The following is a 24,260-nucleotide window of genomic DNA, read 5'->3' as shown; positions in this document are numbered from 1 at the left end:
GCCGCAACTCTAGAAGCTCTCGCGCAGCCAGCGGCCGACGCGGGAGAAGTAGCCATCGGTCGCATGGGCGAAGAAGGACGCCCCCGCCCGCGGTTCGAAATGCTCGACATGCGCGACCTGCGGGTAGACCAGCAGGCCGACTGCCGCCGCGAAGGACGGGCCCTTGCCCGCTTCCGGCAGACCCTTGATCCCGAGCGGGCGGCCGGTGCGGACCTGGCCGCCCAGCACGCGCCGCGCAACTTCCGGCATGCCGGTGAGCTGGCAGGCACCGCCGGTCAGCACGACGCGCCGCCCGGCCTCGGCCGAGAAGCCGGAGGCCTTCAGCCGGTCGCGCACCAATTCGAGGATCTCCTCGACGCGCGGCTTGATGATCCGGACCAGATGCGACTTCGACAGATGGTTCGGCGTGTCCCGCTCGTCGTCGTCGACCTGCGGCACCGCGATCATGTCGCGCTCGTCGGACGGGCTGGCGATCGCCGAGCCGTGCAGCGTCTTCAGCCGCTCGGCCGCGGAGACGCGAGTCGAGAGCCCGCGCGCCACGTCCATGGTGATGTGGTTGCCGCCGACGGCGATCGCGTCGGCATGGGTCAGGTGCCCGCCGGAGAAGACGCCGAGCGAGGTGGTGCCGCCGCCCATGTCGACCACGACGACGCCCATCTCGGCCTCGTCGTCGACCAGGACGGAGAGGCCCGCCGCATAGGGGCTCGCCACGACCGCCTCGACCTCGAGATGGCAGCGCTCGACCGCGAGCATGACATTGCGCGCCGCCGCCGCTTCCGCCGCGACGACATGCATGTCGACCGAGAGCGCTCCGCCGATAAGCCCGCGCGGATCGAGCACGCCGGGCGAACCGTCGAGCGCGTAACCGGTCGGCAGCGCATGCAGCACCGCCTTGCCCGGCCGGATCGCATGGGTCGCCGCCGCGGCGAGCACGCGCTTCACGTCGGAGTCGCCGACCGAGCCGCCGCGCAGATCGACGCTGGCCTGATAATGCTGCGAGTTCAGCCGGCCGCCGGTCAGGTTGACGATGACCGACTGGACCTCGACCTTGGCCATGCGCTCGGCCGCGTCGACGGCGGCACGGATGGCGCGCTCGGCGCTTTCCAGGTCGATGATCGCCCCGCCCTTGAGGCCGAGCGAGCGCTGGTGGCCGATGCCGATGATGCGCGCGACATGGGTGCGCCCACGCAGGCGCTCGTTCGCCTCGGCCGGGTTCAATTCGGCGATCAGGCAGACGACCTTGCTCGTGCCGATGTCCAGAATCGACAAGGTCGCGCTCTTGCGCGACGAGAGCGGACGCATCCGCGGGGTCAGGCCTTGCGAGGTCAAGCTCATGCCTCGCCGCCCTTCTTCTTGGTCTTGCTCTTGAGCTGCTCGAACCGCGTCGTCGCGGCCTCTTCGGTCAGGCGCATGGTCACCCGGTCAGGCTGGCGCATGTCGATGGCGATCAGGTCCTTCTCGCTGATTCGGAAGTCCTGTTCGAGGCTGGCCAGGCGCTTCAGCGCGGCGCCGGCGCCCTGCTCCGGCAGCCTGATGTCGGCACCGGTGTCGAGCTTCAGGTTCCAGCGCCGGCCGGCGACGAGGCTGCCGGCGCGGATGCGCGAGCCGAAGGAGCCGGCTTCGCCGAGCAGCGCGATGTAATCCTTTGCCCGCTTGTTGGCGTCGGGTCCGACGACAAGCGGCAGATAGGCGAAGCGGCCATCGTCCATCTTGTCGATCACCGTGCCGTCCTGCGCGATCAGGAAGAGATCGCCCTTGACCTGCCAGAGCGCATAGGGCTCGCGCTCGGTGAGGTTGATCGCGATCTCGCCGGGATAGAGCTTGCGGACCGAGGCCTCGCGGATCATCGGCGTCGCCTCGAGCCGCTTGCGCGCTTCGTCGGCGTCGAAGAAGGCGAGGGAGATCTTCGGGTCGATGCCGGCGGCGACCAGGACCTCGATCTCGGAGAGGCCGCTGAGGCCGGAGATGGTGATGCGGTCGATGCCGAGGCCCACGAACCGGGCGATGGCATGCTTTGGCTCGCCATAGTTCTCGCGGAAGCTCTCGTAATGGCCGCCCAGGATGGCGCCGCTCACGCCCGTGAGCACGAGGAAGCCGATCGCCAGGAAGGAGCCGAGGCCGCTCGGTAGCCGCTCGGCCAGCGGCACCGCAACGGCGCTGCGCCGCGAGCCGCGGAACCAGCGGCGCGAGCGCTCGCCGACGAGGAGCTGCGGCCCCGTCACGCGCATCGGCAGGTTGGACCCGGTGAACACCGGTTCCACCTTCACCGATTCAAGGAGGCGTCCTCGACGATCCATTTGACGAGCTCACCGAAGTTCATGCCCGCATGGGCGGCTAATTCAGGCACAAGGCTGGTTTCAGTCATGCCGGGCTGCGTGTTGACCTCCAGCCAGACGAGCGTGTCGCTCTCGTCGTCGTAGCGGAAGTCTGAACGGCTGACGCCGCGGCACCCGATTGCTTGATGCGCCGTTAACGCACACTCTTCGATTTGGCGGTAAAGATTCGGTAAAATTTGCGCCGGGCAGATGTGGATTGAACCGCCTTTGGCATATTTGGCGTCGTAGTCGTAGAACTCGCCCGTCGCCGCCCGAATCTCCGTTACCCCCAAGGACTTGCCGTCCATCACCGCGCAGGTCAGCTCGCGCCCGGCGATGAAGGTTTCGGCCAGCATGGTCTCGCCGCAGGGCCAGTCCGGCCGGGCGATCTCCTGGGGCGGATGCTCGCGGCCTTTCTTAACGATCACCACCCCGACGGAGGAGCCTTCGTCGATCGGCTTGATCACATAGGGCGGCGGCAGGGCATGGCGCTTGGCCGCCTCGAAGCGCGAGATGGTGACACCCTTCGCCACCGGCACGCCGGCAGCGGCGACGACCATCTTGGCCTTGTCCTTGCGGATGGCGAGCGAGGAGGCGAGCACGCCGGAATGGGTATAGGGGATGCCGAGGATCTCGAGCACGCCCTGGATGGTGCCGTCCTCGCCATAGCGGCCATGCAGGGCATTGAAGGCGACGTCGGGCTTCAGCTTCGCCAGCACCTCGGCGACGTCGCGGCCGACCTCGACGCGCGTGACGCGATAGCCGACGCCTTCCAGCGCCCGAGCACAGGCCGCGCCGCTGCTGAGGCTGACCTCACGCTCGACGGACCACCCGCCCATCAGCACTGCGACATGCTTGCTCATCAAGGTTCCTGACACCGAACTCCTGGGTCCGAACCTGAGCCGAGATGGTTAACGGCGCGTTAACGATGCGCCCCGCCGGTTAATGACGAGCCGGCTGTTGCGCGCCGGACTCACTCCCCTTCACAGGCCGCGACCTTGGCCAGCAGGGCCTTGAGCTGTTCATGTTCGGCCGGGCTGAGCGCCGATATCAGCGCCGCTTCCGTCGCCACATGCGAGACCACCAGCCGTTCGATCAGTGCAAAGCCGTCCGCAGTAAGCACGATGCGAAGGCTGCGCCGATCCTGTGGGTCGGCCTGCCGCGCGATCAGCCCGCGCTTCTCCAGCTTGTCGAGCCGATTCGTCATCGCCGAGGTCGACAGCATCATGTCCTTGGCGAGCTCGGACGGCGTCAGCGAGCCGCCCTGCTCGCCTTGGCGGCGCAGGGTCATCAGCACGTCGAAGCCGGCGAAATCGAGATCCTCCCCGACGAGGTTGCGCCCGACGCCAAGGCGAACCCGCTCGGCCGCCCGCCAGATCGCGCCACACACCGCCATCGGGCCGGGATCGATGTCTGGCCGCGCCCGGCGCCATTGGGTGAGGATCGAATCGAGCGGGCCGCCCTGCCCGGCTTCATCAGCTTGACTCATGAAAATCCCGCACCTAATTATCCTACATCTGATAATTTGATATCGAATTATCTTTTGTCGAACAATCCTACGCCACACATCCGTCGATGCAAAGGGAGGCCGCCATGGCCGACAGCAAGATCCGCATCCTGCTCGCGACGATCCTGGCGCCCATCCTCTGGGGCTCGACCTATGTCGTCTTCACCCAGACGCTTCCGGTCGAGCACCCGCTGCTGGTCGGAGCCCTGCGCGCTCTGCCCGCCGGAATCCTGCTGATGCTGCTCGGCCCCGGCCTGCCGCCGCGCGACAAGCTGCTGCCGCTCGCCATCATCGGCTTCGCCAATATCGGCCTGTTCTTCGGCATGCTCTTCCTCAGCGCCTCGCGCCTGCCGGGCGGGCTCGCCGCGACGCTCGGTTCGATGCAGCCACTGCTCGTCGCCTTCCTCGCCTGGCCGTTGTTGTTGCGCAGGCCGCGTCTCGGGCAAATCATCGCCGCTCTCGCCGGCACGGTCGGCGTCGGCCTGCTGGTGATCGACAAGAGTGTGAAGCTCGATGCAATCGGCGTCGTCGCCGCACTGATCGGCGCCGCCTCGATGGCGACCGGCACGGTGCTGATCGAGCGCTGGGGCAAGGTCGGGACGCCGCTCGCGCTCGCGGCCTGGCAGCTTGCCCTCGGCGGGCTCCTGCTCCTGCCGGTCGCGCTTCTCGTCGAGGGGCTGCCGCCCGTGCCGACCCTGCGCAACCTCGCCGGCCTGAGCTATCTCGTCGTGATCGGCACAGCCTTCGCCTATTGGCTCTGGGTCCGCGGCATCGCCGCGATCGGCACGGGCGTCGCGTTCCTGAGCCTGCTCAGCCCGCTGGTCGCGACCTTCCTCGGCGCCGCGCTGCTGGGCGAATGGTTCAACGCCCAGCAATGGCTCGGCATCGCCATCATCTTCGGCTCGACCGTCGCCGGCATCATGCTGTCACGGCGCAAGGCGGCGGAGAGGCCGGCTCCCATTCAGGCTGCGATGCCGAACCGCTTGATCTCCCAGTGCAGCTCGTAGCCTGAATTGTCCTTGACCCGGCGGCGGACCTCTTCGCCCAGCCCCTCGATATCGGCAGCGGTGGCGCAGCCGGTATTGATCAGGAAGTTGCAGTGCATCTCGGAGACCTGCGCCCCGCCGATGCGTAGCCCGCGGCAACCGGCGGCATCGATCAGCTGCCAGGCCTTGCCGCCCTCCGGGTTCTTGAACGTCGAGCCGCCGGTACGCTCCTTGATCGGCTGCGCCGCCTCGCGCGCCGAGGTCACGCGCTCCATCTCGGCCAGGATCGCGGCCTGGTCGCCCGGCCGGCCCTGGAACAGCGCCGAGGTGAAGATGATGTCGGCGGGCGCCGTCGAACTGCGGTAGCTGAAGCCCATATCGGCATGCGACAGCGTCACGATCTCGCCCTTGCGGGTAACGCCACGCGCCTCGACCAGCGCGTCGGTCGTCTCGCCGCCATGCGCGCCGGCATTCATCCGCAGCGCTCCGCCGATGCAGCCGGGAATGCCGCGATAGAAGGCGAGCCCGTCGAGCGAGGCGTCGGCCGCGGCGCGTGCCACCTTCACATCGGGAACGGCCGTGCCGGCCCGCAGCCGGTCACCATCCTCCCGGGCGATCTCGCCGAAGGCCTTGCCGGCAAGGCGGATCACCACGCCAGGAATGCCGCCGTCGCGCACGATCAGGTTCGAGCCGAGCCCGACCACCGTCACCGGTATCTCGGCCGGCAGCCTGCCGAGCAGATAGGCGAGATCGGCCTCGTCGGCCGGGGTGAACAGAATTTGCGCTGGCCCCCCGACACGAAACCAGGTTAGCCCCGCCATCTCCTGATTGGCGAGCAGCCGCCCGCGCAGTTCGGGCGCGGCAGCGCGGATGTCGGGGGTGATGTCTTGGAAGGGCATGAGCTTACCCGCGCGTCTCCTTCTCCCCTCGGGGGAGAAGGTGGCCCGGCGAAGCCGGGTCGGATGAGGGCCGCCCAGCGAGACCGATACGTTCGGCGATCTCGCGCAGGACGAATTCGAGGTTTCCTAGAACCCGCTCGTTCGAAAAGCGCAAGACCCGATAGCCTTCATCTCTGAGAAACGCATCGCGCCGCCGATCCCGCTCGCGCGCTTCGTCGGTTTCGTGAGGCTCGCCATCGAGTTCGACGATCAGCCGAAGTTCGAAACAGCAGAAATCCGCGATGAAAGGGCCAATCGCCATCTGGCGCTTGAACTTGAGGCCAGCGAAGCGGCGGCCACGCACCGCCTGCCAAAAGATCGCTTCAGCGCGCGTCGGCTCGCGACGCTGGCCGCGGGCGAAAGAGAGAGTACCGGTCGTGTTCTTGCGCTCCACGACCGGCCCTCATCCGTCAGCGCTTCGCGCTGCCACCTTCTCCCCCGAGGGGAGAAGGAAGGGCAGCTAATTCCCCCGGCAGGGCATAGGCCCATTGCGTGATGTTGCCCGCCCCGAGGCAAACGACATAGTCGCCCGGCCCAGCCAGCTCGGCGACCATGCCGGCGAGCCTGTCGGAGGATTCCAGCGGCAGCGTGTGACGATGGCCGCGCGCCTTGATCGCCGCCACCAGCGAATCGCGATCCGCGCCCGCGATAGGCTGCTCACCGGCCGCATAGGTGTCGGCGATGATCACCGTGTCGGCATCGTTGAAGCAGGCGGCGAAGTCGGCGAACAGGCTCGACAGGCGGCTGTAGCGATGCGGCTGCATCACCGCGATGACCTTGCCCTTGGTCGAGGCTCGCGCCGCCTTGAGCACGGCGGCGATCTCGACCGGATGGTGGCCGTAATCGTCGAAGATCAGCGCGCCGTTCCACTCGCCGGTCTTGGTGAAGCGGCGCTTCACCCCGCCGAAGCCGGCGAGCGCGGCGCGGATCTGCTCGACCGGCACGCCCAGATCATAGGCGACGGCGATCGCGGCGGTGGCGTTGAGGGCATTGTGATGGCCGGGCATCGGCATGACGAGATCGCGGACGACCTCGTCGCGGCCGGTCTTGCGGTCTCGGATCAGCAGCGTGAACTTCGCCTGGCCACCGGTGAGATCGATGTCGATCAGGCGGAAATCGGCCTGCGGGTTCTCGCCATAGGTGACGACGCGGCGATCCTCGATCTGGCCGACGAGGCCCTGCACTGTCGGATGATCGATGCACATCACGGCGAAGCCGTAAAAGGGCAGATTTTCGACGAAGGAGCGGAACGCCGCCTTGATCGCGTCGAAGGTGCCGAAATGGTCGAGATGCTCGGGATCGATATTGGTGATGATCGCGACGTCGGCCGGCAGCTTCAGGAAGGTGCCGTCGGATTCGTCGGCCTCGACCACCATCCAGTCGCTCTCGCCCATGCGGGCATTGGTGCCGTAGGCGTTGATGATGCCGCCATTGATCACGGTCGGGTCGAGCCCGCCCTTCTCGAGCAGGGTCGCGACCAGAGAGGTCGTCGTCGTCTTGCCATGGGTGCCAGCGATAGCGACGCAGCTCTTCAGCCGCATCAGCTCGGCCAGCATCTCGGCGCGGCGCACCACCGGCAGGCGCTTCTCGCGCGCCGCCATCAGTTCGGGATTGTCGCGCTTGATCGCGGTCGAGACCACGACGACCTCGGCCTCGCCGATATTCTCGGCCTTGTGGCCGACGAAGGTCGTGATGCCCTTCTCGGCCAGGCGCTTGACGTTGGCGCCGTCGGAGGCATCCGAGCCCTGGACCTTGTAGCCGAGATTGTGCAGGACTTCGGCGATGCCGGACATGCCGATGCCGCCAATGCCGACGAAATGGATGGAGCCGAGCTTCGGCGGCAGTTTCATGATGGATACGTCCTGAAAGGTTCAGTCTTGGGCGGTCTGCAGCACGAGCCGCGCCAGGCGGTCGGCCGCATCCGGTATGCCCGCGCTCTTGGCCGCCCGAGCCATCGCCGTCAAGCGCTGCGGCTCGGCGAGCAACGTGGAAAGCTCGGCGGCGAGGCGCCGCGGCGAGAAATCGCTCTGCAGGATCATCATCGCCCCGCCGGCCCTGGCGAGCACGCCGGCATTGGCGGCCTGGTCCTGGTCGAGCGAGCCGGGCAGCGGCACCAATAGCGATGGCCGGCCGATCACCGTGAGCTCGGCGACGGTCGAAGCGCCGGAGCGCCCGATCACCAGATGAGACGCCGCCATCCGGGCCGGCAGGTCCTTGAAAAAGGGCGCGAGCTCGAACTTGATGCCGAGCGAGGAATAAATCTTCCTGACACGCTCGTCGTCCTCGGTCCGGGCCTGCTGGACGATGGACAGGCGGCTGCGCTCCTCCGCCGAGAGCAGCTGGATCGCCGGCGGCACGATGTCGGCCATCACCCGCGCGCCCTGGCTGCCGCCGAAGACGAGGAGATTGAGCTTCCCTTCCGGCTCGGCATAGGGCGAGGCCGCCTCGATCACCGCCGGCCTGACCGGGTTACCGACCTGAGTGCATTTCTTCGCCTGCTCAGGCGTCAGCCCGCCGACCTCGGCGAAGCCGGTGGCGATCGCTTTGACCCGGCTGGCGAGGAAGCGGTTGGCCCGGCCGATCACCGCGTTCTGCTCGTGCAGAAGCGTCGGCACGCCCATCAGCGCCGCGGCGAAGACCGGCGGCACTGTCGGATAGCCGCCGAAGCCGACGACGATGGCGGGTTTGAGCTGCTTGATCGCCTGGCGCGCCGCCAGCCCGCCCTTCAGCAGCACCAGCGCCGCCTTCGCCATCGCGATCGGCGACTTGCCCGAGGGCGTCGCCGCCGGCACGGCATGGATCGATTCGGCCGGGAAATTGCCGGCGTATTCGGCAGCCCGCGTGTCGGTGATCAGCGCGACCCGGGCGCCGGCGCGGTGCAAGGCGTGGCTTAGCGCCTCCGCCGGGAAGAGGTGCCCGCCCGTGCCGCCGGCGGCGAGCACGACGAGCGGCGCCTGCGCTCCTGCGCTCACGAGCGCCGTCCCGTCTCGCCGAAGCTTTCGGCGCGCGGCCGTTTGCGGGTCAGCGCCAGCAGGAAGCCGGTGCCGAGCGCCAGCGAGATCAGCGAGGAGCCGCCATAGGAGATGAACGGCAAGGTCATGCCCTTGGCCGGCATCATGTGCAGGTTGACCATCATGTTGATCGCCGCCTGGATGCCGAAGAGCAAAGCGAGGCCGGTCACGCCGAGGCGCACGAACGGATCCTCGGCTCGCTGCGCCACGAACAGCGCCCGCAGCACGATGAGGGCGAAGAGCAGCACCAGCACCATGCAGACGACGATGCCGAATTCCTCGGCCGTCACCGCGAAGATGAAGTCGGTATGGGCGTCCGGCAGGATGCGCTTCACCGTGCCCTCGCCCGGGCCTTTGCCGAACCAGCCGCCCTGCGCGAAGCTCTCCAGCGCCGTGTCGACCTGGAAGGTGTCGCCCGAGCCCTTGTCCATGAAGCGCTCGATACGGGCGCGCACATGCGGCACGAGCTCGTAGGCGATGAACAGGCCGACGGCGCCGATGCCGCCGAGCCCCAAGACCCAGAACCAGTGCAGGCCGGCGACGAAGAACAGCCCAGCCCAGACCAGGGTGATCAGGATGGTCTGGCCGAAATCGGGTTGCAGCACCAGCGGCACGATGGTGATCGGCAGCAGCAGGAAGGCGATGATCGTGCCCGGCAACTCGGGCCGGCGATGGCCCTCGGCGAAGGCCCAGGCCGCGAGCACGACGAACGCCGGCTTGATGAATTCCGACGGCTGGATCGAGCCTAGCGGCCCGAGCGTCAGCCAGCGCTTGGCGCCCTTGACCTCGACGCCGAAGAACAGCGTGCCGACCACGCCGGCGAGCGAGAACAGGAAGATGATCAACGCGATGCGGCGCACATGGCGCGGCGCTAGCAGTGAGGTCGAGAGGAATATCGCCAGCGCCACCAGCAGATAGACCACCTGACGGTTGACGAAATGGAAGGTCGAGAGGCCGAGCCGCTCGGCGACTGGAGGGCCGCCTGCCATCAGCAGCACGACGCCGGAGACCATCAGCGCCACCAGCGTCGTCAGGATGATGCGGTCGATCGACCACCACCAGCGGCCGCTCAGGCTCGGTTCTGCGCGCGAGACCATCGTGTACAAGGCTCCGTCGACGAGCAGGCAGATCGAGGGCGCCCGCTCCGGCGAATCACTCTGTCAATGAATGGTTAACCGATTGATTCCGATCCTCGGTTTCCCGCCGGGCTGGATGCACCAGCCAACAGGCTTCTCAGCCGTCGGGATAGGGCGTGCCGTCCTTGTGCAGGAAGCGCCCGTCTCGGCTCGGGCTGATCATGTCGATGTCGGAGCAAGTGATCACGTCGTCGGGAGAGCGGCTGCCGACCTCGAGATAGACGGCAACCTTATTCGAGCGATTGATCATGTGGTGGCCGTTGCCGCTGTTCTTGGCGAAGGCGGCGCAATCGCCGGCGCGAAGCACGGTTTCGCCCCCATCCTCGACCAGGACCAGTTCGCCTTCGAGCAGATAGACGAACTCGTCCTCGTGCGAATGCCAGTGCCGCTGGCTCGACCAGCCGCCCGGCGGCAACCGCATCAGGTTGACGCCGAAATCGCTCAGGCCGCCGACATTGCCGAGGCGCTTGCGGATACGCTCGGCGCAAGGAGCGTCGAAGGGCTTCGGATAGCCCGAGCCCTGGCGTTCGGGAACAGCGGCAACGTTGACCTTGGGCATAAACGGGCATCTCCGGCTGATGGCTGCCCGCAAGCTATCACGGCTAGCGTGTTGCGACCGCCTCGAACCCCGGCAGCGCCTTGACCAGCGCCCGGAAGGCATCGCCGCGCACCTCGAAATTCGGGAACTGGTCGTAGGACGCACAGGCCGGCGAGAGCAGCACGGCGATCTCGCCTGTCCCCTGCTGCGCCAGCGCCGCCTTGGTCGCAGCGGCGACCGCGACGTCGAGCGTGCCGCTGCGCTCGTAAGTCACGCGGCCGTCATCGTCGAAGGTCGCGGCAAAGGTGTCGCTCGCCGCGCCGATCAGGTAGGCGCGGGCGATGTTGGGGAAATAGCGCCTGAGCGACTCGATCCCACCTTCCTTGGCCTTGCCGCCGAGGATCCAGAAGATCTCGCGGAAGGAGGTGAGCGCTTTCTCGGTCGAGTCTGCGTTCGTCGCCTTGGAGTCGTTGATGAAGACGACGCGGCCGATGCGGCCGAGTTCCTCCATGCGATGCTTCAGCCCGGGATAGCTCTTGAAGCCGGCGGCGATTTGTTCCGCCGTCAGGCCGAGCGCCGCGCAGGCAGCGAAGGCGGCGGCCGCATTCTGGGCATTATGGCTGCCGCGCAAGGAACCGATGCCGGCGAGGTTGGCGACGACCTTCGGCTTGCCGTCCTTGACCTCGACGATGCGCGTATCGAGCTGGCCCGCATTGGCGGTGACGCCTGCGAAGACGCCTTCGTCGAGCGGCTGCTCACCGCTGATCTTGACCAAGGGCTTGCTCGAGGCCGCGCGCCGCCGCGCCATCTGCTTCGACGGCTCATCGTCGACGCCGATCACCGCGATGTCGGAGGCGGCGACCAGCCGTTCCTTGATCGCGCCATAGGCTTCGAAGGTGCCATGCCGGTCAAGATGATCCGGCGTCAGGTTCATCTGGATGCCGACCGTCGGCTTGATGGAAGGAGCCAGATCGATCTGAAACGTGGAGCACTCGACGACATGGATGCGATCGAGAGCCGGCGGCTCCAACGCCAGCACGGCGGTGCCGATATTGCCGCCCATCTGCACGTCTCGCCCGGCCGCGTCGAGCACATGCGCGATCAGCGCCGTGGTGGTCGACTTGCCATTGGTGCCGGTGATGCAGACCACCGGCGCGGCGGGCGCGATCTTCGCCCGCTCGAGGAAGAACAGTTCGATGTCGCCGATCACCGGCACATTCGCCGCCCTTGCCTTCTCCACCGTCCAGTGCGGCGCGGGATGGGTCAGCGGCACGCCGGGCGAGAGCACGAAAGCGGCAAAGCCGACCCAATCAGCGCTCGCGAGATCGACGATGGAGAGCCCTTCAGCCGCCGCCTTGTCGCGGCTCGCCTGATTATCGTCCCAGCAGGCGACCTTGGCCCCACCGGCGACGAGCGCGCGCGCCGTCGCGAGGCCCGAGCCGCCGAGGCCGAACAGCGCGAGCGTCTTTCCGGCAAAAACGGTGACGGGGGTCATCAACGCAGCTTCAGCGTGGCGAGGCCGACCAGCGCCAGCACCACCGAGATGATCCAGAAGCGGATCACCACCTGCGGCTCGGTCCAGCCCAGCTTCTCGAAATGGTGGTGGATCGGCGCCATCAGGAAGACGCGCTTGCCGGTGCGCTTGAACACCGCGACCTGGATGATCACCGAGAGCGCCTCGACCACGAAGAGGCCACCGACGATCGCTAGGACGATCTCGTGCTTGATCGCGACCGCGATGGTGCCGAGCATGCCGCCAAGGCCGAGCGAGCCGGTGTCGCCCATGAAGATCTGGGCCGGCGGCGCGTTGAACCAGAGGAAGCCGAGCCCCGCCCCCATCATCGCGCCGCAGATCACGGCAAGCTCGCCGACGCCCGGCACATGGTGGATCTGCAGGTAGTTGGCGAAGATGGCATTACCCGCGAGATAGGCGATGAAGCCGAAGGTGCCGGCTGCGATCATCACCGGCACGATGGCGAGGCCGTCGAGCCCGTCCGTCAGGTTCACCGAGTTGCCGGCACCGACCACGACGAAGGCGGTGACGACCGGGAACAGGATGCCGAGCGGAATCATCCATTCCTTCAGAAACGGCAATGCGAAGCCGCTCGCGATCGAAGGCGGGCTGACCTGCATGATCGCCGCGCAGGCGGCGAGCGCGATGACGATCTCGAAGCCGAGGCGCGCCTTGCTGGAGAAGCCCTTGTGCGACTGCTTCGTCACCTTGAGGAAGTCGTCATAGAAACCGATCGCGCCATAGGTCGCGGTGACGCCGAGCACGATCCAGACGTACGGGTTGCGCAGGTTGCCCCAGAGCAGCGTCGCGACGAACAGTCCGGTCAGGATCATCAGGCCGCCCATGGTCGGCGTGCCGCGCTTGGCGAGATGCGATTCCGGCCCGTCGGTGCGGATCGGCTGGCCCTTCCCCTGCTTGATCCTGAGCCAGGAGATCGCCGCGGGCCCGAAGAAGAAGACAAAGAGCAGCGCCGTCGCGGTCGCCCCGCCGGCGCGGAAGGTGATGTAGCGGAAGACGTTGAGGATCGGGAACGATCCCGCGAATTCGGCAAGCCAGACCAGCATCGAACCGTGTTCCTTACTCAGTCGTCGGCCTGGACGACCGGGAAGCGAGCCATCATCGCCTTGACGATCGGGCCCATGCGCGTACCCAGCGAGCCCTTCACCGTGACGACGTCGCCGGCGCGGACCGCATCGAGCACATAAGGCTCGAGGCTGCTCGCCTGTGCGGCATAAGCGCCGCGGCGGTGCGAAGGCAAGGCGTCGTAGAGGGTTCTCATCAGCGGACCGCAGGCGAAAACGAGGTCGATGCCGTTGCCGGTGACCGCGTCGGCGAGCCCCTTGTGTAGCTCCGGCGCGGTTTCGCCGAGCTCCAGCATGTCGCCGAGCACGGCGATACGGCGCCCGCGACCCACAACCGGCATGCGCCCGAGATTCTCGATCGCAGCCCGCATCGAGGCCGGGTTGCCGTTATAGCTCTCGTCGATCAGCGTGAACGGACCGGCCGGCGCATGCAGCACCTGCCGCGCGCCGCGGCCCGATGGCGGCGTCAGGTCGCCGAGCGCCAGCGCGGCCAGAGCGAGATCGGCGCCGAGCGCCTCCGCCGCCGCCAGCACGGCGAGCGAATTCAGGACGATATGCTTGCCCGGGCTGCCGAGCTTGTAGGTCACCGCCCGCCCCATGATGCTGGCATTGGCGGTCGAGACATCCGGCTTCAGCGCGCAGCCGAGCAGCCGCACATCGGCCGCTTCGCTCTCACCGAACGAGATCACGCGCCCTGCCCCGGCGGCCAGCGCCAAGTCGCGCAAGAGGCCGGTTTGCGGGATGTCGGCGTTGATGATCGCGGTGCCGCCCGGCTTCAACCCCTCGAAGATAGCCGCCTTCTCGCGGGCGATCCCCTCCAGCGACTCGAAGGCGGCCAGATGCACCGGCTGGATCGTGGTGATCACGGCGACATCGGGCTGAACCATCTTCGCCAGCGGCAGGATCTCGCCGGGCGCGTTCATGCCGATTTCGTAGACGCCGTAGCGCACGTCGCGCGGCGTCCGGGTCAGCGTCAGCGGCACGCCCCAATGGTTGTTGTAGGAGGCGACCGGCGCATGCGTCTTGCCCTGGCGCGAGAGCACGAGGCGCAGCGCCTCCTTGGTGCCGGTCTTGCCGACCGAGCCGGTCACGGCGACGACCCTGGCGGAGAGTTCCGCTCTGCGCGCCATGCCGGCCTTTTCCATGCCGCGGAGCACGTCAGGGACGATGGCGAGCGGGGCATCGGCCGGGAAGGTGCCGGCATGCGCCTCGTCGACCACCGCCAGCGCCGCGCCGTTGTCGAGCGCCGCCGCGACGAAGTCATGCCCGTTGCGCGCCTCGCCGGTGATCGCGAAGAATGCGTCTCCCGGCTCCAGCGTGCGGGTGTCGATCGAGGCGCCGGTGACATCGGCGGGCACGGGCCCTTGCGAACGGGCGCCCATCGCCTCGATCAGGCGCGCGCCGGTCCACAGCGGTTCGGTGGTCATCCCTGTCTTCCCCCAGCCAAGGCTGCGATCGCCTCGCGGACCACCTCATGGTCCGAGAACGGCAGCGTCCGATCGCCGATGATCTGGCCGCTTTCATGGCCTTTTCCGGCGACGACAAGGACATCCCCAGGCTGCAGCATGGCGACACCGGCCTCGATCGCCTCAGCCCGGTCGCCGATCTCCCGCAGACGCTCGGGCGCGGCGGCCAGCACCTCGGCGCGGATCGCGGCGGGATCCTCGCTGCGCGGATTATCGTCGGTGACGATGGCGATATCGGCGCCATCGGCCGCGATGCCGCCCATCAGCGGGCGCTTGCCGCGGTCACGGTCGCCGCCGCAGCCGAAGACGCAGATCAGCCGGCCGCTGGCATAGGGCCGCAAGGTCTTCAGCACCGCTGCGAGCGCATCGGGCTTGTGGGCATAATCGACCACGACAAGCCCGCCATTGTGCTCGGCCACGCGATCGAGCCGACCGGGAACCCCCTTGAGGCCGGCAACGGCTTGGACGCTAGCCATCGGGTCTTCGCCGGTCGCGATCGCCAGCCCTGCGGCGACCAGCGCGTTGCCGGCCATGTAATCGCCGACCATCGGCAGCACGACCTCCGTCGCCATACCGTCGACTTCGACGGTCAGGCGCTGCAAGAAGCCCTCGCGGGCCACGCCGAGCAGCTTCAGGCGATCGCCGCCGCGACCAATGCCGATCACGGGATGGCCGCCGGCCTTTGCCGCCGCCTCGGCCTTGTCGGCATAGGGCTCGTCGCGATTGATGACCACCGGCGCGCCGGCGGGCAGCAAGGTCCAAAGCCGCAGCTTGGCCGCAAGATAGTCCTCGACGCTCGGATGATAGTCGAGATGGTCGCGGCCGAGATTGAGGAACGCGCCGGCGGACAGCCTGACGCCGTCGAGGCGATGCTGGTCGAGCCCGTGCGAGGAGGCTTCCATCGCAAGATGCGTGACGCCCTCCCCGGCCAGCCTGTCGAGCGACGCGTGCAGCGAAAGCGGGTCCGGCGTGGTCAGCGAGCCGTAATCGGCGCCCGCCTGAGTGACGATGCCGATCGTGCCGACGCTCGCCGCCTTGCGCCCGAGCGCCATGAAGATCTGGCGGGTGAACTCGGCGACCGAGGATTTGCCGCTGGTGCCGGTCACGGCGACGACCGTGCCGGGCTGGCGCGGATGCACCCTGGCCGCAGCCAGCGAGAGGGCAAGCCGAGGGTCCACGACCTGCGCATAGACGATCCCGGGCGGCAGATCGGCCGGACGCGATCCGCTGGAGACGATCGCGACAGCCCCGCGCTGGATGGCGTCGCTGATAAAACGGGCGCCGTCGGCCTTGGCGCCGGCCAGCGCGACGAAAGCTTCGCCGGGCGCGACCTTGCGGCTGTCGAAGGCGACGCCGGTGACGCGGCGTTCACCTGCTTCGGGAAACGCTCCGGGAAAGAGCTGGTCGAGGCTGAAGCCGGCACCGTCTGTCAAAGGTTCCATCCTTGCCGATCCGAGAAGCCGAGACGGAAGGGCTGCGCCATGAACTGAAGGCCGCGGGGAACCCTTCTCCCGTGTGGGAGAAAGGCAGGGATGAGGGCCTGCACTAACCGCAGAAAGCGCCGCAGGGCGCATATCGCTTCAGTCATCAGCGGCGGTCCCTCACCCCTGCCCCTCTCCCATCCGGGAGAGGGGTTCCCCGCGCTTGCCTCGTCTGTCACCGCCTAGTGAACATCCGACGCATCGTCCACACCAACAAGACATGCCGGCCGAGCCCGAGGACGACGCTCCCCTACCTGGATCCCCACGCCCCGAGCCTGGCCATCAGCGGGAACGGCGCCACCGGCGGGTCGAAGCGCGGCGCCATGCCGAGGATCGGAGCCGCCCGCTCGATCAGCTTGCCGGTGGTCTTGCCCGCATTCCAGGCCGCGGTCGAGTAGCCGCCGCTCTCGGCATAGCCCTTCGGCTCGTCATAGATGGCGAGGAACACATAACGCGGCTTGTCCGAGGGCGCGATCGCCGTGAAAGTGGTGAAGTTCTTGTTCTTGGCGTAGCGACCGTTGATGACCTTCTCGGCCGTGCCGGTCTTGCCGCCGACGAAGTAGCCGGGAATGTCGGCGAACCGGGCCGAGCCCTTCTCGCCGTTGATGCGCATGATGAAGCGCATCGCCTCGGAAGTCTCCGGCTTGATCACCCGGATCGCATCCTTCTTGGCCTCCTCCTCGGAGCGCTTCAGGAAGGTCGGCCTGATCAGGTAGCCGCCGTTGACCAGCGCCCCGACCGCGGCCAGCGCCTGGATCGGCGCAACCGCAAGACCGTGGCCGAACGCGATCGTCGCCGTGTTGATCTCGCCCCAGCGCTGCGGGACGATCGGCGAGGCGCTTTCCGGCAGCTCGGTCGTCATGCGGTCGAGCTGCATCATCTTCCTGAGGAAGGCCTTGTGACCCTCGACGCCGACCGCGAGCGCCATCTTGATGGAACCCATGTTCGACGAATGCAGGAACACTTCCGGCACGGTCAGGGTGCGGCCGGTGCCGTGGTATTCCTTGATGACCTGGCGGCCGAACCGCATCATGCCGCCGGCGGTCGAATAGCTCGAATTGATGTTGGCCTTGCCGGAATCGAGCGCCATCGCGATGGTCAGCGCCTTGAAGGTCGAGCCCATCTCGTAGACGCCGACATTCATCCGGTTGATCCGGTCCTTCTCCAGCGCGTCGACCGGGTTGCCGGGGTCGAAATCGGGCAGCGAGACCAGCGCGATCATCTCGCCGGTATTGACGTCCATGACGGCGCCGGCCGCCGCGATCGCCCGGTATTTCTCGAGGCCCTTGACCAGCTCGTCGCGCAGCAGGTGCTGGACGCGCATGTCGATCGAGAGCTGCACCGGCTTGAGGTCAGAGGCCTGCACCGCGAAACCCGCGCCGTTCAGGTCCTGGAGCCCTTGCGAGTCGATGTACTTCTCGATGCCGGCGATGCCGATATTGTCGACATTGGCAAAGCCGAGCACATGGGCGGCGACATTGCCGTTCGGATAGACGCGCTTGTTCTCGGGCACGAAGCCGACACCGGGGATGCCGAGCCTGTGCACTTCCGCCTGCTGGCGCGGCGTGATCTCGCGCTTGATCCAGACGAAGCCCTTCTTGGTGCCGAGCTTGTCGCGCAGTTCCTTGGCGTTGAGGTCGGGCAGAACAGCGGTCAGAAGTTCGGTTGCCTCGTCCTTGTCGAGGATGTTGCGCGGCTCGGCGAAGACCGAAACGGTACGGATGTCGGTGGCGAGCTGGATGCCGTTGCGGTCGAGGATGTCGGGCCGCGCCGCCGAGATCGCGTTCGAGGTCGCACGGCGCAGGCCGACCTGGTCGCTCGGGAAGGCGCCGAGCATGACGAGCCGGCCGACGATCGCCAGGAACAGGCAGCTGAAGCCGAGGATGACGAGGCCGACGCGCGGCTCGCTCTTCTCGCCGCTCATCCGGAAGATGTCGCGCAGCCACTCCGTGCGGAAGCGCCATTTGCGCTTCGCGGCTTCGGGCCTGGCGACTGCCGCGGCGGCGATCTCGGGCGCTGCGCCCTGCTGGTCGAGCTCCTGGCTCATGGGCGGGCTCCCGGCGTCGTCGCGGTATTGCTCTTGCGGTCCCTGGGGGTCTCGGTCGGCAGGCCGAGACCGAGATCCTCGAGCTTGCGGCCGATCGAATCGACCTTCGGCCCGCGATTGGGGATGTCGGACAGCCGCACGATCTGTGTGATCGCCAGCGTTTGCAGATCGAGATGCTTGTCGGCCAGGGCCTGCAGCCGCTCCGGACGGTTGAGGAACTGCCATTCGGCCTTCAGCACCGCGATCGCCTCGCGCTCGCGCTGGGCCTTGGCCTTCAGCTTCTGCAGTTGCTCGGCCTGCAGCGTCGTCTCGTATTTGATCGAGTAGGCATAGAGCGCCGAGGAGACCAGCGCGCCGATGGCGATGATGTGCAAGAGCTTGATCACGCTCAGCTCCTCCGGCGGGTTTGCGGCGCAGGGACGACGGCGAGGCCGACGAGATCGGGATCGGGCGCGCGCGGCGGAATGTCGGTTCGCTCCGCGGCGCGCAACTTGGCCGAGCGAGCCCGCGGATTGGCCCTGCTCTCGGCCTCAGACGGCGCCACTGGCCCCTTGGTGACGAGGCTGAACGTTGCCTGCGGCTGTGCCACGGCCGGAGCATGGCGCGAGCCGGTCGGCGCCCTGCCCGAGCGCTCGGCGAAGAACTGCTTGACGATGCGGTCCTCGAGCGAATGGAACGTGACGACGGAGAGCCGCCCGCCCGGCTTCAGCACGGCCTCGGCACCATGCAGCGCCCTGACCAGCTCGCCGAGCTCGTCATTCACCGCGATGCGCAGGCCCTGGAAAGTCCGCGTCGCCGGATGCGGGCCACCGGGCTCGCCCCGGACGATGCCGGCGACGAGATCGGCGAGCTGCTTCGTCGTCGTGATCGGCGCCTTGCGTCTTGCCTCGATGATGGCGCGCGCCACGGCGCGGGAACGCCGCTCCTCGCCGTAATGGTAGATGATGTTGGCGAGCACGCCCTCGTCCGCTTCGTTGACGAGCTCGGCGGCGCTCTGGCCGCTCGCGCCCATGCGCATGTCGAGCGGCCCGTCGAAACGGAAGGAAAAGCCGCGCTGCGCCTGATCCAGCTGCATGGAGGAGACACCGATATCGAGCACGACGCCGTCGAGCGGCGCCATATCGAAGCGCTCGGCCTCTTCCGCCAGGGCGCCGAAGCGCGCTTCGGCCAGGGTCAGCCGCCCGCTCATCGCCGCGACGAGGCCAGCACCGCCGACGATCGCGCTCGGGTCGCGGTCGAGCGCGAGCAGCGTCGCCTTCGGCTCGCGCTCCAGCAGCGCGCGCGAATAGCCGCCGGCGCCGAAGGTGCCGTCGAGATAGCGGCCTCCGGGCTTCAGGGCGAGCGCATCGAGCGCTTCTTGCATCAGGACGGGGATATGCGGCTCGCTGGTCATGCCGGCCTCGCGCCCAATGTCCGCCGGACGTCGCGCAGCTTCGCCCTGGCCTCCTCGAGATGCGCCTTGAAGCGCTCCGGCTCCCAGATCTGGAACTTGTGTCCCTGGCCGACGAAGGTGACGGTCTCGCCGATGCCGGCATGCGCCTTCAGCGCCTCGCTCAGCATGATCCGCCCTTCCGGATCGACCTTCAACACCTCCGAGGTGCCGTTTAGCGCCGTCGAGAGCGACTCCCATTCCTCGGAGAAGGGCGAGAAGCGCGACAGGATCTCGTCGATCGTCGCGCGCAGAGCATGGCCGCCGCAATCGAGACTGAACTGATCGAGCGCCGGATAGACGTAAAGCCCCTCGTAGCCGTCCTTCGCCAGCACGGCCCGGAACGGAGCCGGGATCGAGACCCGCCCCTTGGCATCGAGCTTGTTGGTGAAATGGGAGACGAAGCGGTCCGTCAACGCCGCCTCCGGGTCGGACTTCCAACCGCGCCGCGATGGCGCGAAGCGAGCCGGCGAGCGCCGGCAATCGATACTCCCGCCGAGCCCGACATGGCAGGGCCGTCAGCCAGAATCCGCGCGGCACACGGGCTCTGACTTGTTGCTTGCCTGTCGGTCTCGACGGGATGATTTGGGATAGCATGGGACAATATGGGCGTCAACGGATCCAACGCTGTGGACGCGGGTCTACCCGAGCCTGCGGACATCACAGCCCGTTAAGGTTAACTATCCGTAAAGGCGAGGATTTTGGCACGCGGAAGCCGGCGCACGCCGGTGCCCTGATTGGGTCGACAGGCGGGGTTGCGCAGAAATATTTTTGGTGCCGCCCTGCCCGGTCAGAACGCTGTTCGGATTGACACCATCGTCATTCCGGGGCGGCGCATCAGCGCCGAGCCCGGAACCCATGAACTCGACGATGCCGGAGGGCCATCGCGGCTGCCGGAGCGCCCTATTTCTGAGCCTCGTGGTCATGGGTTCCGGGCTCAGCCCTACGGGCTGCCCCGGAATGACGGCCCGAGCTGAACGTTAGATGCACAACGCTCAGTCCTCGTCCGTGGCCCGGCGCAGGAGCGCCTCGCGCAGAGCCTGGACATCGCCGAGCAGGCGAGCCGGCGGGACACCGCTGTCCTCGACTGCACATGGCACCGGGTTGGGCACATTGCCGGCCTTCGCGCGCAGGGCATGGCCAGCTTCGCTCAACTCGACAAGCACCTGGCGCTCATCCTCGCGGCCGCGCTTGCGCAGGATCAGGCCATTGCCTTCGAGGCGCTTCAGCAGCGGCGTGAGCGTGCCGGAATCGAGCATCAACCTGTCGCCGATCGCCTTCACGCTCTGGCCGTCCTGCTCCCACAGCACCAGCATGACCAGATATTGCGGATAGGTCAGCCCGAGTCCGGCCAGGAACGGCCGATAGGCACGATTGAAGGCATGGGCTGCCGAGTAGACCGCAAAGCAAATCTGCTCGTCGAGCCCGCGCACCGCCCTCGCCTTCGGATGCTTCGTCATGGCCTCGCCGCTTGTCGCCTCTATGGTGGTCCGAACGGATCGAACTGGAACAATCGGCCGGGTCAATCCGTCTCCCTGCGATGAAGCCAAGATATCCTCTTATCGCGCCGCGCGCCGCCCCGTTCATGGATATGTGAATTGCAGACAATTCAATTGTGCACAATCTAAATCACATCGATCACGGCGGATGGACCGCCCAGCAAGGAGAGCAGCGATGAAGATCCTCTACACCGCCCATGGTTCCGCCACCGGTGGCCGCGAAGGCCAGGCCGCGACCGACACCGGCAACGTCAAGCTCGTGCTGAACACGCCGAAGGAGCTCGGCGGCGGCGGTGGCGAGGGCACTAATCCCGAGCAGCTCTTCGCCATGGGCTATTCGGCCTGCTTCCTCGGCGCGCTCAAGTTCGCCGCGGGCAAGGAGGGCGTGAAGATCCCGGACGACGCCCGCGTCAGCGCCGATATCGGCATCGGCCCGCGCGATGACGGCAAGGGCTTTGGCATCGCCGCAAAGCTGACGATCTCGGCGCCGGGCATCGACAAGGCCAAGCTCGAGGACCTCGTCCAGAAGGCCCATATCGTCTGCCCGTATTCCGATGCGACCCGGGGCAACATCGATGTCCAGCTGACGGTTGCAGGCTAACCTTACGCCACCCATCTGATCCTCACGGCCGGGCATCCCTCCGGCCGTGAGACGATTTGGCCTGCCTTGAGCAGGCATCGTTTCCGGAGCCGCAATCTCAGCTTCTGGAACATCCCCATGATCGATCGCCGCCATGTCCTAGCAGCGGCCGCGGCCGCTGCGCTTGCGCCCGTCCTGCCCGCCGCAGCCCGCGCCCCCCTCGCCGGCAATCAGGTGCCGGGCATCTATCGCCGCAAGCTCGGCGACCTCGAGATCACCGCGATCCTCGACGGTTACATTCCCTTCGATACCAAGGTCTTCAGCGGCAGCGACCCCGCCGCGATCCGCCAGAGCCTCGCCAATGCCGGCCAGGGCGAACGCCTGCCCACCGCGGTCAACACCTTCGTCATCAACACCAAGGACAAGACCTATCTGCTCGATACCGGCGCCGGCGCTTGGAACGCGATGGGCGACACCATGGGGCGGGCCGAGAGCAATCTGCGCACCGCCGGCATCACGCCGGAACAGATCGACGCGATCATCCTGACCCATGCCCATCCGGATCACCACGAGGGCCTGCTCACTGCCGAGAAAACGGCGCGCTTCGCGAACGCCGAGCTGATCATCAACGAGACCGAACATGCCTTCTGGCACGATGACGGCATCCTCAACCAGGCGCCGGCCGAAGTGAAACCCTTCTTCGCCTCGGCCCGGAACGCGCTCGCGCCCTATGCGAGCCGCACCCGAAAGGTGAAGGCTGGAGAGGTCGCTCCCGGCCTTGCGCTCGAGCATGCGCCAGGTCATACCCCCGGCCACAGCATCCTGCGCGTCGCGTCGGGCAACGAGCAGCTCCTGCTCGTCGGCGACAGCATCCACAACGTCGTGATCCAGACCGCGCAGCCGGAGGTGACCTTCGTCTTCGACGCCGACGGCAAGCAGGCGGCAGCCTCGCGCCGGCGCGTGCTCGACATGGCCGCCGCCGACGGATTGCTGATCAGCGGGGCGCACATGCCCTTCCCCGGCTTCGGCAAGGTGCTGAAGGACGGCTCGGCCTTCCGCTTCGTTCCGGCCGATTGGAGCTACGCACTCTGATCGCAGCCGCGGCGAACACGAAAGGGCCGGGAGCGATCCCGGCCCTTTTCGATATCGGAAGGGGTGCCAGCCGGCCTGTAAGCCGGGTTTTGGATGGCCGGGAGATCGCTCTCCCGACGTGACGGCCATTCCTCTGGGACGCGCATTGCTGCGCGCCTCGAGCAACCAACCCGGACGACTGGGCCTGGAAACCGGCCCCTCCTCCCTTGCGGGCGAGCATCGTCCCTATTCGGTCTTGCTCCCGGTGGGGCTTGCCATGCCGTCCCCGTTGCCGGGTCCGCGGTGCGCTCTTACCGCACCTTTTCACCCTTACCGCATGCGCAAGCATGCGGCGGTTCGATCTCTGTGGCGCTTTCCCTGGGGTCGCCCCCGCCGGACGTTATCCGGCACCGTGTTTCCGTGGAGCCCGGACTTTCCTCCCCTACCGAAGCAGGAGCGGCCGTCCGGCCGACTGGCGGGCTCCCTCTGCGCTCGAAAGGCCCGAGCCGTCAAGCAGGGAGCGCTGCGAAGGTCAGTTGCTCGCGGAGATGGTGTGCGCGCTGCCAGAGATGCTGCGCACCTTGGCGCAATAAGTGCGGTTGGCGCCGCTCATGCGGTTGGCCATATGGCCGCTCTGATATTTCATCACGGTGCGGCAGGTGTCGCCGCCGGCGAGGCGATAGGCCTGGCCGAGATATTTCATGCCGTAACGGGCATTGGTCTCTGCATCGAGCAGGCCGGAAGCGCCGCCGGCATAGCCAACGCCGCGCGCCGTCTGGTGGCGGATCTGCATCAGGCCGAAATTGCCGGCATGGGCCGCGCGCGGATTGTAACGGCTCTCGACGCGGATCACCGCGTCAGCCAGCGCGAACGGAACGCCATTGGCGGCGGCATGGCGGGCGACCATGGCGCGAAGCCCTTCCGAACCGGCCGGCGCCGCGAGGGGCTTGCGCCCTTCCGGGCTCGCCTTGGCAGTCTTGGCGCGCGCCTTGCGCTCGCCCTTGGTCTCGGCGGCTTCGGAAGCCACCTCGCGCGAATCCTGGCCCTGCTCGGCAGCGGCAGCCTGACGCTTGATTTCGGCCTCTCGCACGATGAAGGCGCGGGCGTCGGTCTCGGCGTTCACCTGGGCGGAAGCGGGTTGAAGAAAGGCCAGGCAAATCGCGAAGGCGGCGCAGCCGCTACCAGAGATCTTCATCATGCAGGAGGAGCCTCATCTATCGGCAGGAGCCAAGAACGATGCGGCGACATGATAGATGAATGTGACGACAATCCGGACGATACGATCAAATTTCGCTCGACCCCAAAGGAAGAGTGATTACTTTAGCCTCAGATTGAAAGCAGTAATCATCATGTATTGAACGTTGGAACGATTCATCCTCGCCGGCGTTGACGCAGTCATGGCAGCGGGTCAAATCATCGCCGCATTGCCACCGCAATTGCCGGTCGCAATGCAAAAAGTCGGCTCCCGCCGAAACCGTTCTGCTGGATACGACCCGAGAAGGGGGAACGTGATGAGGAAGTTGATCGCAATGGCGGCCGTCGCGCTGGCGCTAGGCGCCTGCACGCCGCATGAGGAACGCGTCGGCGGCGGCGCCCTGGTCGGTGCCGCGACCGGTGCCGTGATCGGCGGGCTGGCCACCGGCCGCGCGGGCGGGGCGCTC

General features: G+C 67.3%; 23 protein-coding genes and 1 other RNA gene. 3 read left to right on the top strand and 21 right to left on the bottom strand.

Annotated features, from left to right (window positions below; all coding sequences use genetic code 11):
- Positions 1-9: 9 nt before the first annotated feature.
- From ftsA to CXY91_RS00155, 4 genes are all read right to left on the bottom strand, one after another.
- The gene (gene ftsA / locus CXY91_RS00170; RefSeq protein WP_091840459.1) at positions 10-1,335 is read right to left on the bottom strand and encodes a cell division protein FtsA; all 1,326 of its coding nucleotides are present in this window, start codon (positions 1,333-1,335) and stop codon (positions 10-12) included.
- The gene (locus CXY91_RS00165) at positions 1,332-2,252 is read right to left on the bottom strand and encodes a cell division protein FtsQ/DivIB (protein WP_244543979.1); all 921 of its coding nucleotides are present in this window, start codon (positions 2,250-2,252) and stop codon (positions 1,332-1,334) included. Before CXY91_RS00165 ends, ftsA begins: the two co-directional genes overlap by 4 nt.
- Positions 2,253-2,263: 11 nt before the next feature.
- Positions 2,264-3,178 (bottom strand): D-alanine--D-alanine ligase, encoded by a 915-nt coding sequence (locus CXY91_RS00160; protein ID WP_100958823.1) that lies wholly within the window; start codon positions 3,176-3,178, stop codon positions 2,264-2,266.
- Between the two features lie 110 nt (positions 3,179-3,288).
- Positions 3,289-3,804: a MarR family winged helix-turn-helix transcriptional regulator gene (locus tag CXY91_RS00155; protein WP_100958822.1), complete on the bottom strand. Its 516-nt coding sequence runs from the start codon at positions 3,802-3,804 to the stop codon at positions 3,289-3,291.
- A gap of 104 nt (positions 3,805-3,908) precedes the next feature.
- On the opposite strand from CXY91_RS00155, the gene CXY91_RS00150 reads away from it, so the two are divergent.
- Entirely contained in the window at positions 3,909-4,829 is a 921-nt protein-coding gene (locus CXY91_RS00150; RefSeq protein ID WP_100958821.1) for a DMT family transporter, read from the top strand.
- Here CXY91_RS00150 and murB read toward each other — a convergent pair.
- The 15 genes from murB to CXY91_RS00075 all read right to left on the bottom strand — a co-directional run bounded on the left by murB (position 4,784) and on the right by CXY91_RS00075 (position 20,909).
- A complete protein-coding gene (gene murB / locus CXY91_RS00145) occupies positions 4,784-5,707 on the bottom strand; it encodes a UDP-N-acetylmuramate dehydrogenase (RefSeq protein ID WP_100958820.1) in 924 nt (307 codons plus the stop codon). The two genes, CXY91_RS00150 and murB, sit on opposite strands and share 46 nt — an antisense overlap.
- Positions 5,708-5,711: 4 nt before the next feature.
- Entirely contained in the window at positions 5,712-6,140 is a 429-nt protein-coding gene (locus tag CXY91_RS00140) for an endonuclease domain-containing protein (RefSeq protein ID WP_100958819.1), read from the bottom strand.
- Between the two features lie 16 nt (positions 6,141-6,156).
- On the bottom strand, positions 6,157-7,596 hold the full coding sequence (gene murC, locus CXY91_RS00135; RefSeq protein ID WP_100958818.1) for a UDP-N-acetylmuramate--L-alanine ligase: 1,440 nt from the start codon (positions 7,594-7,596) through the stop codon (positions 6,157-6,159).
- A 21-nt stretch (positions 7,597-7,617) separates the two neighbouring features.
- A complete protein-coding gene (murG, locus tag CXY91_RS00130; protein WP_100958817.1) occupies positions 7,618-8,718 on the bottom strand; it encodes an undecaprenyldiphospho-muramoylpentapeptide beta-N-acetylglucosaminyltransferase in 1,101 nt (366 codons plus the stop codon).
- Positions 8,715-9,854 (bottom strand): FtsW/RodA/SpoVE family cell cycle protein, encoded by a 1,140-nt coding sequence (locus CXY91_RS00125; protein WP_091840433.1) that lies wholly within the window; start codon positions 9,852-9,854, stop codon positions 8,715-8,717. The genes murG and CXY91_RS00125 overlap by 4 nt, the downstream gene beginning before the upstream one ends.
- A gap of 136 nt (positions 9,855-9,990) precedes the next feature.
- A complete protein-coding gene (locus CXY91_RS00120; protein ID WP_100958816.1) occupies positions 9,991-10,452 on the bottom strand; it encodes a cupin domain-containing protein in 462 nt (153 codons plus the stop codon).
- 43 nt (positions 10,453-10,495) lie between these two features.
- Positions 10,496-11,926 carry a UDP-N-acetylmuramoyl-L-alanine--D-glutamate ligase gene (gene murD, locus CXY91_RS00115; RefSeq protein ID WP_100958815.1) on the bottom strand — a complete coding sequence of 477 codons (1,431 nt, stop codon included), beginning with the start codon at positions 11,924-11,926 and terminating at the stop codon, positions 10,496-10,498.
- The gene (gene mraY, locus CXY91_RS00110) at positions 11,926-13,008 is read right to left on the bottom strand and encodes a phospho-N-acetylmuramoyl-pentapeptide-transferase (protein WP_100958814.1); all 1,083 of its coding nucleotides are present in this window, start codon (positions 13,006-13,008) and stop codon (positions 11,926-11,928) included. Before mraY ends, murD begins: the two co-directional genes overlap by 1 nt.
- A 17-nt stretch (positions 13,009-13,025) precedes the next feature.
- Positions 13,026-14,453 carry a UDP-N-acetylmuramoylalanyl-D-glutamyl-2,6-diaminopimelate--D-alanyl-D-alanine ligase gene (locus CXY91_RS00105; protein ID WP_100958813.1) on the bottom strand — a complete coding sequence of 476 codons (1,428 nt, stop codon included), beginning with the start codon at positions 14,451-14,453 and terminating at the stop codon, positions 13,026-13,028.
- On the bottom strand, positions 14,450-15,934 hold the full coding sequence (locus tag CXY91_RS00100) for a UDP-N-acetylmuramoyl-L-alanyl-D-glutamate--2,6-diaminopimelate ligase (RefSeq protein WP_100958812.1): 1,485 nt from the start codon (positions 15,932-15,934) through the stop codon (positions 14,450-14,452). The genes CXY91_RS00105 and CXY91_RS00100 overlap by 4 nt, the downstream gene beginning before the upstream one ends.
- A gap of 289 nt (positions 15,935-16,223) precedes the next feature.
- A complete protein-coding gene (locus tag CXY91_RS00095; RefSeq protein WP_091840409.1) occupies positions 16,224-18,020 on the bottom strand; it encodes a peptidoglycan D,D-transpeptidase FtsI family protein in 1,797 nt (598 codons plus the stop codon).
- Positions 18,017-18,406, bottom strand: a complete 390-nt coding sequence (ftsL, locus tag CXY91_RS00090; protein WP_091840406.1) for a cell division protein FtsL — start codon at positions 18,404-18,406, stop codon at positions 18,017-18,019. Before ftsL ends, CXY91_RS00095 begins: the two co-directional genes overlap by 4 nt.
- 2 nt (positions 18,407-18,408) lie before the next feature.
- Entirely contained in the window at positions 18,409-19,413 is a 1,005-nt protein-coding gene (gene rsmH / locus CXY91_RS00085; RefSeq protein WP_100958811.1) for a 16S rRNA (cytosine(1402)-N(4))-methyltransferase RsmH, read from the bottom strand.
- Positions 19,410-19,865 (bottom strand): division/cell wall cluster transcriptional repressor MraZ, encoded by a 456-nt coding sequence (locus CXY91_RS00080; protein ID WP_100958810.1) that lies wholly within the window; start codon positions 19,863-19,865, stop codon positions 19,410-19,412. Before CXY91_RS00080 ends, rsmH begins: the two co-directional genes overlap by 4 nt.
- Positions 19,866-20,444: 579 nt before the next feature.
- Positions 20,445-20,909: a MarR family winged helix-turn-helix transcriptional regulator gene (locus CXY91_RS00075; protein WP_100958809.1), complete on the bottom strand. Its 465-nt coding sequence runs from the start codon at positions 20,907-20,909 to the stop codon at positions 20,445-20,447.
- 214 nt (positions 20,910-21,123) lie between these two features.
- Between CXY91_RS00075 and CXY91_RS00070 the strand changes: the two genes are divergently transcribed.
- Positions 21,124-21,549, top strand: a complete 426-nt coding sequence (locus CXY91_RS00070) for an organic hydroperoxide resistance protein (protein ID WP_091840398.1) — start codon at positions 21,124-21,126, stop codon at positions 21,547-21,549.
- Between the two features lie 117 nt (positions 21,550-21,666).
- Positions 21,667-22,620, top strand: coding sequence for an MBL fold metallo-hydrolase (locus CXY91_RS00065; protein WP_100958808.1), 954 nt, complete (start codon positions 21,667-21,669; stop codon positions 22,618-22,620).
- Between the two features lie 62 nt (positions 22,621-22,682).
- Here CXY91_RS00065 and rnpB read toward each other — a convergent pair.
- Positions 22,683-23,075, bottom strand: an RNA gene (gene rnpB / locus CXY91_RS00060) — RNase P RNA component class A.
- 56 nt (positions 23,076-23,131) lie between these two features.
- Positions 23,132-23,797: a lytic transglycosylase domain-containing protein gene (locus CXY91_RS30750; protein ID WP_244543977.1), complete on the bottom strand. Its 666-nt coding sequence runs from the start codon at positions 23,795-23,797 to the stop codon at positions 23,132-23,134.
- Between the last annotated feature and the right edge of the window lie 463 nt (positions 23,798-24,260).

Origin of the sequence: Allobosea sp. FBZP-16, assembly GCF_002831785.1 — a bacterium.
In the GTDB taxonomy this organism is placed as follows: Bacteria; Pseudomonadota; Alphaproteobacteria; order Rhizobiales; family Beijerinckiaceae; genus Allobosea; species Allobosea lupini.
Note: the sequence above shows the minus strand (reverse complement) of the source record. Positions and strands in the feature narration are given on the sequence as shown.